At 32.1% G+C, this 13,106-nt stretch carries 12 protein-coding genes, 4 tRNA genes and 1 pseudogene; 5 read left to right on the top strand and 12 right to left on the bottom strand.

Going from position 1 to position 13,106, the window contains the following annotated elements:
* Positions 1–264: pseudogene (locus L8U98_RS07905) on the top strand (ShlB/FhaC/HecB family hemolysin secretion/activation protein); the annotation flags it as partial.
* Here L8U98_RS07905 and L8U98_RS07900 read toward each other — a convergent pair.
* From L8U98_RS07900 to L8U98_RS07870, 7 genes are read right to left on the bottom strand one after another with little or no spacing between them, the layout of a single operon-like run.
* Entirely contained in the window at positions 261–833 is a 573-nt protein-coding gene (locus tag L8U98_RS07900) for a prepilin-type N-terminal cleavage/methylation domain-containing protein (RefSeq protein ID WP_318529469.1), read from the bottom strand. The pseudogene L8U98_RS07905 and the gene L8U98_RS07900 sit on opposite strands and share 4 nt — an antisense overlap.
* Complete coding sequence (gene tsaD, locus L8U98_RS07895; RefSeq protein ID WP_263725467.1) at positions 830–1,837, bottom strand: tRNA (adenosine(37)-N6)-threonylcarbamoyltransferase complex transferase subunit TsaD; 1,008 nt, start codon at positions 1,835–1,837, stop codon at positions 830–832. Before tsaD ends, L8U98_RS07900 begins: the two co-directional genes overlap by 4 nt.
* Positions 1,834–3,222 carry a M99 family carboxypeptidase catalytic domain-containing protein gene (locus L8U98_RS07890; RefSeq protein WP_263725466.1) on the bottom strand — a complete coding sequence of 463 codons (1,389 nt, stop codon included), beginning with the start codon at positions 3,220–3,222 and terminating at the stop codon, positions 1,834–1,836. The genes tsaD and L8U98_RS07890 overlap by 4 nt, the downstream gene beginning before the upstream one ends.
* Complete coding sequence (gene dxr / locus L8U98_RS07885; RefSeq protein WP_263725465.1) at positions 3,219–4,298, bottom strand: 1-deoxy-D-xylulose-5-phosphate reductoisomerase; 1,080 nt, start codon at positions 4,296–4,298, stop codon at positions 3,219–3,221. Before dxr ends, L8U98_RS07890 begins: the two co-directional genes overlap by 4 nt.
* The gene (locus L8U98_RS07880) at positions 4,295–5,023 is read right to left on the bottom strand and encodes a phosphatidate cytidylyltransferase (protein ID WP_263664320.1); all 729 of its coding nucleotides are present in this window, start codon (positions 5,021–5,023) and stop codon (positions 4,295–4,297) included. Before L8U98_RS07880 ends, dxr begins: the two co-directional genes overlap by 4 nt.
* 11 nt (positions 5,024–5,034) lie before the next feature.
* On the bottom strand, positions 5,035–5,355 hold the full coding sequence (locus tag L8U98_RS07875; RefSeq protein ID WP_039629205.1) for a hypothetical protein: 321 nt from the start codon (positions 5,353–5,355) through the stop codon (positions 5,035–5,037).
* A 2-nt stretch (positions 5,356–5,357) separates the two neighbouring features.
* Positions 5,358–6,662 carry an NFACT RNA binding domain-containing protein gene (locus L8U98_RS07870; protein WP_263725464.1) on the bottom strand — a complete coding sequence of 435 codons (1,305 nt, stop codon included), beginning with the start codon at positions 6,660–6,662 and terminating at the stop codon, positions 5,358–5,360.
* A gap of 41 nt (positions 6,663–6,703) precedes the next feature.
* Here L8U98_RS07870 and L8U98_RS07865 point away from each other — a divergent pair, with 41 nt between their 5' ends.
* On the top strand, positions 6,704–7,303 hold the full coding sequence (locus L8U98_RS07865) for an NTP transferase domain-containing protein (RefSeq protein ID WP_263707380.1): 600 nt from the start codon (positions 6,704–6,706) through the stop codon (positions 7,301–7,303).
* Complete coding sequence (locus L8U98_RS07860) at positions 7,266–8,240, top strand: phospholipase A (protein ID WP_263725462.1); 975 nt, start codon at positions 7,266–7,268, stop codon at positions 8,238–8,240. Before L8U98_RS07865 ends, L8U98_RS07860 begins: the two co-directional genes overlap by 38 nt.
* Here L8U98_RS07860 and L8U98_RS07855 read toward each other — a convergent pair.
* Positions 8,237–9,589: a Na+/H+ antiporter NhaC family protein gene (locus tag L8U98_RS07855; protein ID WP_412175033.1), complete on the bottom strand. Its 1,353-nt coding sequence runs from the start codon at positions 9,587–9,589 to the stop codon at positions 8,237–8,239. The two genes, L8U98_RS07860 and L8U98_RS07855, sit on opposite strands and share 4 nt — an antisense overlap.
* A gap of 134 nt (positions 9,590–9,723) precedes the next feature.
* Here L8U98_RS07855 and ilvD point away from each other — a divergent pair, with 134 nt between their 5' ends.
* Positions 9,724–11,400, top strand: coding sequence for a dihydroxy-acid dehydratase (ilvD, locus tag L8U98_RS07850; protein ID WP_263725460.1), 1,677 nt, complete (start codon positions 9,724–9,726; stop codon positions 11,398–11,400).
* Between the two features lie 75 nt (positions 11,401–11,475).
* On the opposite strand, the gene L8U98_RS07845 is transcribed toward ilvD, so the two are convergent.
* The 4 genes from L8U98_RS07845 to L8U98_RS07830 all read right to left on the bottom strand — a co-directional run bounded on the left by L8U98_RS07845 (position 11,476) and on the right by L8U98_RS07830 (position 11,858).
* A tRNA-Ser gene (locus L8U98_RS07845) sits at positions 11,476–11,563 on the bottom strand.
* A 32-nt stretch (positions 11,564–11,595) separates the two neighbouring features.
* Positions 11,596–11,669, bottom strand: a tRNA-Cys gene (locus L8U98_RS07840).
* Between the two features lie 16 nt (positions 11,670–11,685).
* Positions 11,686–11,774: transfer RNA gene (locus tag L8U98_RS07835), tRNA-Leu, on the bottom strand.
* Positions 11,775–11,783: 9 nt separating this feature from the next.
* Positions 11,784–11,858: transfer RNA gene (locus L8U98_RS07830), tRNA-Gly, on the bottom strand.
* 177 nt (positions 11,859–12,035) lie between these two features.
* On the opposite strand from L8U98_RS07830, the gene L8U98_RS07825 reads away from it, so the two are divergent.
* A partial coding sequence (locus L8U98_RS07825) for a cache domain-containing protein (protein WP_263725459.1) occupies positions 12,036–13,106 on the top strand: 1,071 nt, incomplete at its 3' end.

Below are 13,106 nucleotides of genomic sequence, written 5' to 3'. Positions count from 1 at the left end.
GTAGCTAACTTTGGTATAAGAATAAATATACCAAATACTAATTTTTATTTTACTCCTTTTTATGATATAGGTTATGCTTGGTATGAAAAAGATGGGGGTAGATTAGCAGATGAGCATTTTTTAGATGCAGTAGGCTTACAAGTACTTTATAATAAAACTAATGAGTATTATATAAAACTTGATGCAGCAAGAGCTGTTCATCAGTATAAATACGATGATGATCATAGAATGAAGTTATATTTAAGTGGTGGGGTGTATTTTTAACCACCACTTAAAAAATACACCCTAGTAGCTAAATCTTTAAAAGTTTTAGAGTGGATTAAACTTTGGCAAGCCTTAGACTTTGAAGTGCTTGCAAATTCACTTTGACTAAAAGCATTTAAAGCTTCATCTAGTTGAGTTTTTATACTTTGATTTTTAGGATCTTTCAAAGCTTGATTTTTTAAATCTGCTATATTTTGGACTTTGCTTTTTTGAGCATTATCTACCATAAGCGCTAAAAGCAAAACGCTTTCTTTATCTACAAAAAGCACCTTAAAACACTGCTCGTCATTTCCCACACTAAAATCAAGTTCTTTGGTGGAATTTTGCAAATTTGATAAATCTTCATTTTTTATATTTGCTACATTACTCATCAAAGCTATACTTGAAAGACTTTCATTTTTTAACACATAAGAACTTACATCATTGATAAAAGTTTTTAAATTTCCTAAAGCTTGAGCTGTACTTGCTTCATCTTTACTTGCGCTAAATTTTGGCAAAGCAACCGCAGCTAAAACCCCAAGTATAATCACCACAAACACAAGTTCTATAATAGTAAAAGCCTTTTTCATAATACACCTTGTAAATTTTTCACCTTAGGGCTTATAAGATCATCTTCAATACTTACAAATTCTTTACGCTCATAAGCCTCACAAGCTGCCCTTGCTATCATCAAAGCATTATCTGAACAATACTCAAGCGGAGCTAGCAAAAGTTCACATTGATAGCTTTGGCATAAATGCTCTATTTGACTTCTTAGGTTTAAATTTGCACTAGCTCCACCTACTATGCCAAAACGTTTAAATTTATACTCTTTAAAAATTTTTTCTAACTTGTTTAAAATATGCGCTATGGCTGCTTTTTGAAATGCAAAGGCTATTTTGCTTTTACGCTCTAAGCTTAGCTCTTCTTTTAAAATTTCCAAACGCACTTGGTTTTTAAGTCCTGAAAAACTATAAGCTAAGTCTTTAGAATGAAGTAAAGGTATGCTAAATTCTAAATCACTTTCTTTTGCATTTTTAGCTAAATTTTCTATGATAGCCCCGCCAGGATAACCAAGTCCCATCATCTTAGCTACTTTATCAAAACTTTCTCCAAAGCTATCATCATTTGTTCTTGCTAGTTCTGTGATTTTACCTTGCTTATCGATAAAAAGTACCATAGTATGCCCACCACTTACAAGCAACACGCCCATATCAAAACTAGCTTTTTTATCTAAAAACATAGAGTAGATATGTCCTTTTAGATGATTAATCGCTATAAGTGGTAAATTTAAACTAACAGCAAGCATTTTAGCCATAGCAACCCCACCTATCAAACTCACACTAAGACCAGGCTCATTTGTAACTGCTATGGCACAAAGCTTATCAAAGTATTTTTGGCATTTTTCTAAGATTTTAGGTAAGGCTTCACTGTGCAATCTTGCTGCAAGCTCAGGCACCACCCCACCATAAACACTATGAGCATTTTCTTGAGAAATCTTTGTATGAAAAATACATTCAAAGCTGTTTTTATCTATGATAGCAATAGAACTATCATCGCATGAGCTTTCTATGGCAAGGATTAAGCTTTTCATTGAAATTCCACTAAAATCATACCAATAAATTTGTCCTTTTGCTCTGCTTTTTCTATAGCTTTTGCAGGTATGTTTGCTTTTTTGATTTCTTTAAAATTTGTCTTTTTTTCCAAGGCTTGATCTGCTAAATTTGCATTTTTTAACTCATAAAATTCCACTCTATAAATTTTTCTTTTTTTATCTAAAGAATAACGACTTTGCATTTGATTTTTGCTAATTTCTATACCACTTTCATCATTGCCCCTATCAAAACCTATGACATTAACCCTTACACCTACAATAGAAGGAATTTTAAAGCTATTTTTTACCATGATTTTTTGAGCAAAATTTGTTTGTATGTTTTTTCCATCTACTATCATCTCAACACTATCTAGCGCATTTGAAAACTCAAAGTATTCAGGGTATAGTCTAGTTTGCAAGCGATTTCCGTAATTGACTGAGTATGAACTAGCGTTTGAAATCACTGCTGTAATTTCATTGCTTGCTTCATAATTTAAAGCTTGATTAACAGGGAAAGGCAAGAAATTTATAGCATTAGTAGGTTTGTCAAGATAAAGTAAAATTTTATCATTAAAAAGTCTTACCTCCAAAGGCTTTTCAATGGCTCTATAAACCCCATTTGGAGTTAGCTCAAAAGTTCTTTGAAATTCTATATTTGCCTTTTTTAGATAATACTCCACCGCCAAAAGATGATAATACACTCTTAAATGTGTTGGTAAATTTTTGCTCGCTTCATTAGCAAAGGCTGCTTTGTGATTTGACACTACAAAATAAGTTAAAGCCTTTAACATATCTTTGTCATTACTTTCTTGGGTTTTGGTGTTTTTTAAATGATATTGATGTTCTTCTTTTACTAAGGCTTTATTGATATTTTCCACCGCTTCTTTAGCTATGTTTTCTAAGTCTGCATATTTAGTAGAATTTACCTCGCTTTGATCGATAATGCTAGTATTGCCCCAGCGGTTTGGATTTTTATCTTTGCTTTCATATTGTGGTCTATAAAAACCACTTCCATCGTGTAAATTTATGACCATATTAACTTCAGGATCTAAAATAAGCTTTTTTATACGCTCTATGGTGTGAAAATCAGGATCGCTTTCATCTATATGGGCAAATTTTCTATTTAAATCTCCAAAATTTCCCCTATTTCTAGCAATAATACTTTCAAAAGCCAAATTTGGCGCAACGATGATTTTACCTTTAGTGATATTATAATCACTCAAAAGCAAGCTAGCCGCATGAAACCCACCTGGCTCATCTCCTTGTATGCCTCCAAGGATTAAAACTGTGTTATTATCATCTAAGCTTTTTCCATTTTCTTTCACACTAAAATCTAAAGCAAAAACCGCATTTATAAAAATCAAAACACTTAAAAAATATCTCACTTCATTTCCTTATCTAAATAAAGCCTTACTTGCTTATCGTACTCAAAAACATCTTCAATTTGGTTAATCTTTGGCACACCAAAATGATCTAATGCTTTAAAAATTCCTTTAGCGATATCTAAAAACTGCGCTTTATGAGCTAAAAATTGATACACCATATACTCATTTGCACTATTTATAATCACGCCCAAGTCAGGCTCTTTCAAAAGTTCATCTTTGAGTGAAAATATAGGATATTTTTTTAAACTAATTTTTTCAAATTTTAAACTTGGCATAGCTAACAAATCTAAATTTTCTATAAAGCTTTGATCATGCTCATCTAAAATCGCTTGAGCTATAGATAAACACATATTTGCATGAGAAAAATACGCACTTATACCACCGTCTTTAAACTCGCACAAAGCATGTACTAAAGATTTTCTTTCTATCAAGGCATCTATTTGTTTAATGCCATAAAGATGATAAGCTTCGATGATTTCAAAAAGCTTATTGCACATACTAGCACTATCTATGGTGATCTTAGCTCCCATACTCCAGTTGGGGTGCTTAAGAGCTTCTTTTACGCTGACATTTTTTAAATCTTTGATTTTATAATTATAAAAGGCCCCGCCGCTTGCTGTGATGAAAAGCTTTTTAATGTTTTTTCTTTTATCTATCAAACACTTTAGTGCTGCGTGTTCGCTATCTATAGCTTTAACCTTAGAAGTGTCAAAAAATTTCCCTGCTACTACTAGGCTTTCTTTATTTGCTAGGGCTAAAGTTTTACCAAGTTTTTGCGCCATAAGACTTGAGTTTAACCCCGCAAAACCTACTATAGCATTTACCACTAAAGAGCTTTTACACTCAGCTATCATCGCTTTTAAGCCCTCTTGAGCACAAAAGATCTTATCATGATCAACTAAGGTTTTATCTTTTTCATCTTGGATACATACAAATTTAGGCTTAAAAAGAGCTATTTGCTCATTTAAAAGCTTGATATTTTTACCACAAGATAAAGCTTCTATGCTTATGTTTTTTTCTTTAGCAATAAAAAGAGTATTAACCCCTATACTTCCCGTGCTTCCAAGTACAATCATACTAAAGTTGCCATTGCAAATGCTGCAATGATAACAGCATCAATTCTATCTAAAACTCCCCCATGTCCTGGGATTAAATTACCGCTATCTTTAATGCCTGCTTGTCTTTTAAAATAACTCTCAAGCAAATCCCCTATCACAGCAAAAATAGCTACGATTAAAGATATATAAATACTTTTTACTAAGCTAAATTCAAAAGAGCCTATAATAGTTCCTAAAATCCCTGCACAAACTATGCCACCTACTACACCTTCTAGAGTTTTATTTGGACTTGTTGGAGAAAAAGCTCTCTCACCAATGAGCTTTCCTATAAAATACGCCCCACTATCACAAGCAACAACAATCACTATAAGCCAAAACAATACAAACATACCCTCATAGCTTAATACTTGATAAAACATTAAAATAGGTAAAGTAGGATATATATAAGGCATAAGCTCATTTAAATTTTCACTTTTTTTATAAACTAAATATCCTAAAATCAAAATCAAAGCCATAAGGCCTATAAAGAAAGGTTTATCTAAAAATGCACCTATTGCAAAAATACACAAAGCCATAAAAGCACTTGCGTGTTTGCTTTTAAACATAGCTTTTGCTTCATTAAATGCCAAAAACAATAAAACACCAAAAATAGCAAAATTAATCAAAAAATTATCTACTAAAGCAACAACAGCTATTACAGCTATCATCACAATAGCACTAAGAATTCTTGTCTTTGAAAACATTTTTATCCTTTCTATATACTTAAATCAAGCAAATGAGAGCTTTTTTTGACTACTTCTTGCTCTTCTTGTTCATCTTCATCTTCTTGCTCTTGTTCTTGATGATGTTTAGAATGCTTCTTTTCTTCCTCTTGTCTTTCTTTTACCTCATCACTTACTTCGTGAGTTTGATTAACTTTTTCAAGTTTTTCAACCGCCTTTTCCTTTGCTTGAAACTCACTCATATTTACCAAAGTCGCAAAAGAGTCTTTTGCTAGTTCATTGCTCACTTGTGCTGAATGCACTGGTGCATTTTGGTTAGCATAATTAACACCACCTATGGGACTTATAGGCATATTCACTCCTTTAAAATGCTTATAGTCTTATAATTTGTATAATTTACAAAAGCCTTCTCTCTAACTTTAACAAAATTCTTACTCGTATAATCGACCAAATAAGTTCCAGAACTTAGCTTGGAAAATTCCACACAAAGCTTTGCGGCAAATTCTAGCACTAATTGACTTATTTTTAATTTATTTGAAGTAATGATCACATGTGCACTAGGATAATCTTTCACATGCAACCAAATATCATCTTTTTTAGCTATTTTTAATAAATACTCATTAGCTTTTTCATTGCGTCCTACACTGATTTTAAACTCATCAAAATAAAAGCTACTAACCCCTGCGTTTAACTCTTCTTTTTTGGTTTTTTTACTTTTTTTAGGCATTAAAACTTCTAATTCTCGCAAAGAAGTGCTTTTGGTGATTAAATCTTTTAAATTGATTAAAAAATCAAGTTTTTCACTTAAAATTTCTCTTTCTATATTGATATTTTTAGCCTTTTGTTTTAGCTTTTTAGCCATTTTGTAAAATTCATTTGCACTGTTTTTAGGTGTATCTTCGAGTTTAAAAGCAAGTTCATTTGCATTAAAATCTTGCAAAATAAATTCTCTTTGATAATCTTTTAAAGAATTTAAATTAGCAAATAAAACATCTGCTTTTTGGCTTAATTCTTGAGCTTTTTTTAATAAATTACTTTCTTGCTCTAAATTTTCTATACTCTCTTTAAGAGTAAAGATTTTTTTATCTACATTTAAAAGTTTATTTTCTTTTATATCTTTTAAGCGATCTTGTTGTAACTTTTTAGCACTTTCTTTAAAATACACATTAAAATCATCAATCTTTACAAATTCTTCTTTAATCTCATAAGCTTTTAAAGCTTGGAGTTTTTCGCCTATTTTTACAATACGATAACTTTTATCTATATGACGCAAAGCTTCTATGATAATATCATTAGTGTCTGTGATGATTACATTAGTGTTTTTTCCTGTAAATTCAAAATAAATCTTAGCCCCATAAGCTTTGTAAGATTTTTCTGATAAAACTTCAAAAGATAAAATTCTATTATTTTCTAATACTTCTAAATTTAAAATCTTTGCATTAGAGAAGTATTTTTTTAACATAAAATCAAAAGGTGCGTTATAGACTTTTGCTTGGAGCTTATCTTGGTAAATTCCACTTTTTCCGCGTGTTAAATCTAGTATAAAAGCTTGATGATCTAAGCTAAGTTCTAAGATATTATCATCAAGACGTTTGAGATAATTTAGCCTTTGAAATTGTTTAAAATAATCTTTTATTTGTATTAAATCTGTATATTTCATAAATGTATTATAAAATATTTTGATGAATTTATGAGGTTTTTATGAGTGAAAAAATTCCCTATCCTTGCGTGATTTTATGTGGCGGAAAGTCTTCACGCATGGGAGAAGATAAAAGCTTATTACAAGTAGATGATAAAAACTTAACTCTTTATCAATATGAAAAAATGTCAAGAATTTTTAATCAAGTTTTTATTAGCGCTAAAAAAGATAAATTTCATCAAAAAAACTTAGCACTTATTTTAGATGAGGATTTAAACAACTACTCCCCACTCGTTGCCTTAAATTCCATACTCAAACATTTTCAAAACACCTATGTATTTATCCTTAGCGTGGATACTCCAAACATAAGCAAAGAAAGTATTTTCAAACTTTTTCATCATCTAAAATCACAAAATATACTCTTAGCAAGCACAAAAAAACACAAGCATTATTTATGTGGATTTTATCATGGTAGAAATTTTGAAAAAACTTTGCAATTTTTACAAGAAAATAACCACAAACTAGCTCTTTTTTGTGATACAATGAAAGCAGAATTTATAGATTTTAAAAATGAAAATGAGTTTACAAATTTAAATTATTTTAACGAATACAAAAAGTGGCTTCATGAAAAAGACAATTCTACCCATACTATGCGCTTTTAGCGCTTTAGCAAATGAAGATTTAATCAATCAAGCCTTAGAATATGAAAGACAAGGTGAGTATAAAAAGGCTATGCAAATTTATAAAAGCTTAGCTTTAAAAGATACAGTAAAAACAAAAAATTTAGAACTTTCTCTTAACAATGAGCAAAATGCAACAAAAGAACATAAAATAGATGATTTTAACCCAAGAAGCGAAGCTTTAGCAAATTACCTTGGCACAGAAAAATCATATAATCCTTTTGGTATTAGCACGCATAATCTTAGTTATTTTATGCCTGTTTCTTATAGTTTTAGCAAAAAAGATTATAAAAGCACTGAAACTAAATTTCAAGTAAGTCTTAAAAAAACTCTTTTTGAAAATCTTTTGGGTTTAAACGAAAGCTATAACATAGCTTATACACAAATTTCGTGGTGGCAACTTTATGAGCATTCATCACCTTTTAGGGAGACTAATTATTTGCCTGAATTTTTCATCAATTTTCCTATAAGTGGGCATGGAGCTTTTGAAAATTTAAAAAATATACGCGTTGGTTTATTACACGAATCAAACGGGCAAGATGATCCAAAATCAAGATCTTGGAATAGAATTTATCTAAGCAATGCATGGTTTTTTGGGGACTTTGTGTTTATACCTAGGGTTTGGCTAAGAATTCCTGAAAAAAGCTCAGAGGATGATAATCCCGATATAGAAAAATATTTGGGTAATTTTGATATCAATCTTGCTTATACTCAAGATGATTATTTTATCAATATCTTATGGCGTAATAATTTAAATTTTGCTAATAATCGCGGTGCAGTGGAAATAAGCGGAGCTTATAAAATCTCTAACAATGGCTTGTATATTTACACTCAGTATTTTAACGGATATGGTGAGAGTCTTATTGAGTATAATAAATCTTCAAGCAGACTCTCAAGCGGAATTTTGCTAATGTATTAAAGCAAACAAAATGCTATAACACTACCTAAGATAAGTAAAGAGCCATTAAAACATAAAAATGTTGGTATACAAGTATCTTTGATGTGATCACCTTGCTTATCTGCATTAAGCCCTACACTCACTCCCAAAGTCGTCTCACTAGCAGGCGATCCTGCATCGCCTAAAGCTCCAGCAACACCGATGATAAAAATAATCGCAGCAGGTGAAAAACCAAGCTCTATACATATAGGGCAAAATAAAGCAGCGATGATAGGAATAGTACCAAAAGAACTACCTATGCCTATGGTGATTAAAAGACCTATGGCTAACATGATAAAAATAGCTAAAAAGTGACTTTGTGCCATAAAAGGCACGCTTGTTTTTACAAGCTCAGCTATACCCCCACTTTGTTTTAAAACCTCTCCATATCCTGAAGCAACAAGCATTACAAAGGCTATATAACCCATGATTTTAAGCCCATCATCAAAAACTAAATTAACTTTGTTATACTCTACTCCACCTAAAACCACCATCAATACAAAACCTAAAAGCCCTGATAAAGGTAAATTATGCGTTAAAATTTGCAAAATCAAAGTCAGCAAAAGACCAGCTAAAACGCCCCATTCTTTTTTACTCATTTTTAAATTTTCAAAATCCATTTTAGCAATTTGCTCTTCTTGATATTCTCTTGGCTTAGCATAAAATACAAATACAGCTAAAAACAGACCAACTAGCATACAAATAGCCGCAAAAGCCATAGTTTGAGAAACTTCTCCTAAGCTAATTTGCACTCCATTTGAATTTAAATTATCCACAAGCAAAGTTTGAAAAATAAGCCCAAAACCTAAAGGTACCACCATATAAGGTGTGGTAAGTCCAAAGGTTAGCGCACAAGCTATGGCTCTACGATCTATTTTTAACTTATTAAAAAGTTTTAACAAAGGCGGGATCAATAAAGGCACAAAAGCCACGTGGATAGGGATTAAATTTTGTGAAAAACAAGCAATAAATGCCAAAGAAAGTATAAGTAAGTATTTTTTATGTGAAATATAATGCGAAACTATTTTAATCAAATATGCTGTTAAATTAGTTTTTGATATAGCAGCAGCCACCGCTCCAAGTAAAATATAACTTAGTGCTGTTTGTAAATTTCCTTGCATACCGTCAATTAAAACTTTCATAGAATCCATCATAGCTTGTGGAAGTTGAGTAAAAAACTCCATCAAAGTTAAATGTTCTATATGCATAAATTTAGACCAAACGCCCACAAAAAGCCCAGAAAGCAAAACACTAAGCAAAACATTAAACCTAAAAAAACACAAAAGCGTCATTAATACAACGCCTATAAATACCGGATTAGTCAAAAGCATTACATTCCTTAAATCAAAATAATTGCACATTTTAAATAATTTTCTTTAAAATACCATTTAAGTTTAAAAAATTTAAGCAAAAATTGCAAAATAAAAGCATAAAATGATAGTTTTTACTTTAAAAAAGGATACAAATGAGAAGTGACGCAATCAAAAAAGGACATTTAAAAGCACCAAATCGTTCTTTACTTAGGGCATGTGGCTTAAATGATGAGGATTTTGACAAACCTTTTATAGGTGTTGCAAATAGCTATATAGATATCATCCCAGGACATTTTTTCTTAAATGAATATGCAAAGATCATCAAAGATGAAATCCGCAAAAATGGTTGCATTCCTTTTGAATTTAATACTATAGGTGTAGATGATGGCATTGCTATGGGGCATGATGGTATGCTTTATTCTTTGCCAAGTCGTGAAATCATTGCAAACTCTATTGAAACAGTGATGAATGCACACCAACTTGATGCACTAATTTGTATCCCAAATTGTGATAAAATCACTCCAGGTATGCTCATGGGGGCTTTAAGAGTTAATGTGCCGACTATTTTTGTGAGCGGTGGGCCTATGCGAGCAGGGGTAAATAAACACGGAGAAAAAATCAGTCTAAGTTCTGTTTTTGAAGCAGTGGGAGCTTATGAGGCTAAAAAAATCAATGAAGATGATTTAAAAGATATAGAATGCAAAGCTTGTCCTAGCGGTGGATCTTGCTCGGGTATGTTTACTGCAAATTCTATGAATACTTTATGTGAAGCTATGGGCATAGCGCTTGAAGGAAATGGAACTATTTTAGCACTTAGCAAAGAAAGAGAAGAGCTTTTAAGAAAGGCTGCGCGTAGAATTTGCGAGATTGCCCTAGATGAGCGTTTTAAAATTCGCAATATCATTACTAAAAAGTCCATTAATAATGCTTTAGTTGTTGATATGGCTATGGGTGGAAGCTCAAATACTATCTTACATATGCTTGCCATTGCTTATGAAGCGGGTGTAAATTTGGATATAAAAGAACTCAATCACATCAGTGCTAATGTGGCTCATATAGCCAAAATTGCTCCATCTTTAAATACTGTTTATATGGAAGATATACACAAAGCAGGTGGAGTAAGTGCAGTAATGGCTGAAATAGCTAAAAAACCAGGCCATATTTTAGAACTTGATACTCTAGATATTAGCGGAAAAACTTTAAAAGAGCGCATTGAGAATGCTAGCATTAAAGATGAAAATATTATAAGAAAAATAGACAATGCCTATTCGAATGTAGGTGGACTTGCAATACTTTTTGGAAATTTAGCAGAGCAAGGCTGTGTGATAAAAACTGCAGGTATTATGGGTGAGCGTAAATTCAAAGGTAAAGCGGTTTGTTTTAATTCTCAAGAAGAAGCCATTAAAGGAATTATAAAAGGTAAAGTTAAAGAAGGCAATGTGTGTGTGATACGCTATGAAGGACCAAAAGGTGGACCTGGCATGCAAGAAATGCTTAGTCCAACTTCATTGCTCACAGGCATGGGACTTGGTGCTAAAGTAGCACTTATAACAGATGGTCGTTTTAGCGGAGCTACAAGAGGGCTTAGTATAGGTCACATTTCTCCTGAAGCTGCAGAAGGTGGGCTTATAGCGCTTTTGGAAGATGGTGATGAGATAGAAATTGATGTGGATAATTACAGTATCAATGCAAATTTAAACCAAGATGAAATCACCAAACGCAAAGCAAACTTTAAAATGCCAAATAAACAAATAAATTCAAGATGGCTTAAAATGTATCAAAAACTTGTAAGCAATGCTAGCAAAGGCGGGGTTTTAGACTTAGAATAATTTTCTTAATTTCTTAGAGAAATTAAGAAATATCTTTTAAATGTGAAAACAAAAATATGAAAAATTATGTTAAAGTGGCCGGGAGAAAGGGATTCGAACCCCTGGAGGTGTGACCCTCAACGGTTTTCAAGACCGCCGCTTTCGACCACTCAGCCATCTCCCGAAAGAATAAAATATCAAGTGTTAACATCGCATTGGAGGCGACATCCGGATTCGAACCGGAGATCAAGGCTTTGCAGGCCCATGCCTTACCGCTTGGCTATGTCGCCTTGAGTTACCAAAAAGTGGTGCCCGAGGCCGGACTTGAACCGGCACGGAAGAAAAATTCCGAGGGATTTTAAGTCCCTTGTGTCTACCAATTCCACCACCCGGGCGGGTGATAATGGAGCGGGAAACGAGATTCGAACTCGCGACCCCAACCTTGGCAAGGTTGTGCTCTACCCCTGAGCTATTCCCGCATGTAAAATTGAAATTATATCTATTAAAGCTTAAAGATATATAAAAAATAATTTAAAATAATTTAAAAAATTACAATAAACAAATAAACTTATTAAAATTAATAATATTTTTATAATCAATATGTTATAAAACTGGATTTGATTTAATCAATTTAAAATATTGCAATGGAGGTATTTATGTTCAGCTTTAAAAGCTTATCAAGTAAATTAACATTTATAACCTGTTTGTTAATTATAGCAATTTTAACCGTAGTTAATGTTATAAACTACTATGAATCTAAAAAAACAATCAATGATTATCTGTATGAAATACAGATGAAAACAATGCTAGATGTTGCAAAGGTATATGAACTTTATGGTAGTTCAAAAAGAGCAGCAATAAACTCTCTTGGACACTCGATCTCTTCCAAGCCAAATATGCATCAAGACGAAATTATAGATATTTTAGGCACCTTAAAACAATCATCAGATTTTGAGCTTGTTTACATTGGATTTGAAGACACTGGTAAAACTTACAGATCTAACAAAGTTATTAGCGATATCACAAGTGGATATGATACTAAAAATAGACCTTGGTATAAAGAAGCAAAAGCTGCTGGTAAACTAATCGTTACCGACCCTTATGTCTCTGCTTCTAGCGGTCAAGTAACTGTAACATATGCCGCACCAATTTATTCAGATGGCAAATTTATAGGTGTTGCAGCAGGAGATTATGACCTTTCAAGGTTTTCAACCGATGTTTTATCACTAGGACACTCTAATAGTTCTTATGTTGCAGTTTATGATAGAGAAGGTGTTATAACCTTCCATGAAGACAAAGAAAGAATGCTTACTAAAAACGATTTAAGTATTAATATAGCAAATGCTGTAAAAGCTAATCCTGATTTAGTTGATCCAAGTAAAGAAGAAACCTTATTTTATGCTAAAGATGGCACAGGTAAAACTCAAGTCGCAACATGTACACAAAGCTTAAACCCTAAATATATAATCTGTTCTATCACAGAAGAATCTGTATATACTGACGCAGTAAATAGATTGTTATTTCAACAAATTATAATTGCTATTATAGCTATAATAATAGCTTTACTTCTAGTAAGATTTGCTATTATTAGAAATTTAAAACCTATTGCAATAATTACTTCTGGCCTCAACTCTTTCTTTGACTTCATCAATCATAAAACTAAAGATTCTGCTATGATAGATGTTAAAACAAATGATGAGCTTGGTGCTATGGCAAAAGCTATTAAT

Origin of the sequence: Campylobacter sp. RKI_CA19_01128 (assembly GCF_025771175.1) — a bacterium.
In the GTDB taxonomy this organism is placed as follows: Bacteria; Campylobacterota; Campylobacteria; order Campylobacterales; family Campylobacteraceae; genus Campylobacter_D.
This window is presented reverse-complemented; position numbering and strand designations above follow the sequence as displayed.